The 1,770-nt window shown below is 28.6% G+C and carries 3 protein-coding genes and 1 pseudogene; all 4 read right to left on the bottom strand.

Annotated elements, in window-relative coordinates:
- Window positions 1-276 (bottom strand): annotated as a pseudogene (locus F3G88_RS10120) (tRNA 2-selenouridine synthase); the annotation flags it as partial.
- Window positions 277-288: 12 nt separating this feature from the next.
- A complete protein-coding gene (locus tag F3G88_RS10115; RefSeq protein WP_149716082.1) occupies window positions 289-918 on the bottom strand; it encodes a tRNA 2-selenouridine synthase in 630 nt (209 codons plus the stop codon).
- A 98-nt stretch (window positions 919-1,016) separates the two neighbouring features.
- Window positions 1,017-1,154: a diadenosine tetraphosphate hydrolase gene (locus F3G88_RS10110; protein WP_149716081.1), complete on the bottom strand. Its 138-nt coding sequence runs from the start codon at window positions 1,152-1,154 to the stop codon at window positions 1,017-1,019.
- Window positions 1,154-1,770: tRNA 2-selenouridine synthase (locus F3G88_RS10350; RefSeq protein WP_188117487.1), on the bottom strand; the 617-nt coding region annotated here is incomplete at its 5' end. The genes F3G88_RS10350 and F3G88_RS10110, both read right to left, overlap by 1 nt.

The raw sequence follows: 1,770 nt of genomic DNA, 5'->3' as shown, positions 1-1,770 counted from the left end.
AATTTGAGGATATTTTGTATCAAACCCTTTTAAATTTTTTCTCATCTCAGCATCTGTTTTTGAAGCATTTACTATTGCTAACTCTGCTTCTCGTCTTATCTTTTCTTTAGTAGTTATCTCTTTTTCAAATTTCTCATCAAATACATAAACTCCTCCATATTTACTAGCTAAATTCTCTAGCTCAGAGTTACTTATCTTATTGCTTGCTTGATTTGCAGAGCAAGCTATTAAAAATATGCTTGTTAGTAGTAGAAGTATAATGCCTATAAATTTCATCCTATATCCTTTTTATTTTTCTGCTTTTACAAATTTGCCATTAGTTAGTATAAATTTATTGCCACCGCCAAGACTTTCAAAGCTGTTTTTCTTAAAGCTAATACCTTTGGCTTCGTCTCCAAATAAGCCGTATTGTGTTTTTACTCTTTCGTATGCAACAGTACATGAAATTTGAACAATTCTTTCGTCTTTATCTTTGTAGTATAGATTTGAAAATATCCATGGTTTATATTTTTTTAAATTTTCATCACCTATAAATTTATAAATTTCTTCATAGCAGCTTTCTGAAATTTTACTAGATGTGCCACCTTTAAAGTATGGCTTGCCGTTTGAAAGAATTTGATCCATATTTGGATTATTGTAAAACTCAAGCTTTAAAATTTCTCTCATTTTTTTATTTCTCTCATTTTTGTCAGGTATTACCTTTATTCTTTCTAAAATCTCTTTTCTCTTACTGTCCCTTATTTGCTCTTGTTTCTCTATCTCTTCAACAAATTTTTGATTAAATACATAAACTCCACCATATTTACTAGCCAAATTCTCTAGTTCAGAGTTACTTATCTTATTGCTTGCTTGATTTGCAGAGCAAGCTATTAAAAATATGCTTGTTAGTAGTAGAAGTATAATGCCTATAAATTTCATCCTATATCCTTTTAGAAAATTTATTTTGCTTATTTTATTGTCTTTGAAATTATAATATTATTAATTTATTATGTTTTATTTGTAGATTGTTAAATTTTTTATTGATTGAAGCTATTGTTTAGTTTATTTCTTTCATTCTCAAAAACATTATGTAAAAGAGTATAAGAAGCATCGGCAATATCTATATAGTCTTTAAAGCAGTTTATTAGTTCTTTGCTTGATTTTTTAGCTTGCATTACTTGTCCTTGCTTGCTCTTTCAAATTTGCCATTTATTATGTGAAATTCACTTCTACTTGTCCTAGTGACAAAGTTTTGTTTGCTAAGTTTAATGCCACGTCCTTCATCACCAAATAAGCCATATTTTGTTTTTACGTATGTATAAGAGGCTCTTACTGTTATAGGTATAGCCATCCCATTGTCTTCATATAGATAAAGCATTAATAACTCTGGTTTTTGCTTATTAAAATCATCCCCTATAAATTCTTTGATTTTATTTATATAAGTTTCAGAAATTTCAGCTTTTTTGCCAGTTTGGTTTTCATAGTCTATCCAGCGTGTATAGTATTTTTTACCGTTTGACAAAATTTGAGGATATTTTGTATCAAACCCTTTTAAATTTTTTCTCATCTCAGCATCTGTTTTTGAAGCATTTACTATTGCTAACTCTGCTTCTCGTCTTATCTTTTCTTTAGTAGTTATCTCTTTTTCAAATTTCTCATCAAATACATAAACTCCTCCATATTTACTAGCTAAATTCTCTAGCTCAGAGTTACTTATCTTATTGCTTGCTTGATTTGCAGAGCAAGCTATTAAAAATATGCTTGTTAGTAGTAGAAGTATAATGCCTATAA

The organism is Campylobacter concisus, assembly GCF_902460675.1.
Taxonomy (GTDB): Bacteria; Campylobacterota; Campylobacteria; order Campylobacterales; family Campylobacteraceae; genus Campylobacter_A; species Campylobacter_A concisus_AJ.
The sequence above is the reverse complement of the archived record's forward strand: the minus strand, read 5'-3'. Positions and strand labels throughout refer to the sequence as shown.

Coding starts and splice junctions, on each gene's coding strand:
- F3G88_RS10115 (WP_149716082.1), bottom strand. CDS start 918: ATGAAATTTATAGGCATTATACTTCTACTACTAACAAGCATATTTTTA.
- F3G88_RS10110 (WP_149716081.1), bottom strand. CDS start 1,154: ATGCAAGCTAAAAAATCAAGCAAAGAACTAATAAACTGCTTTAAAGAC.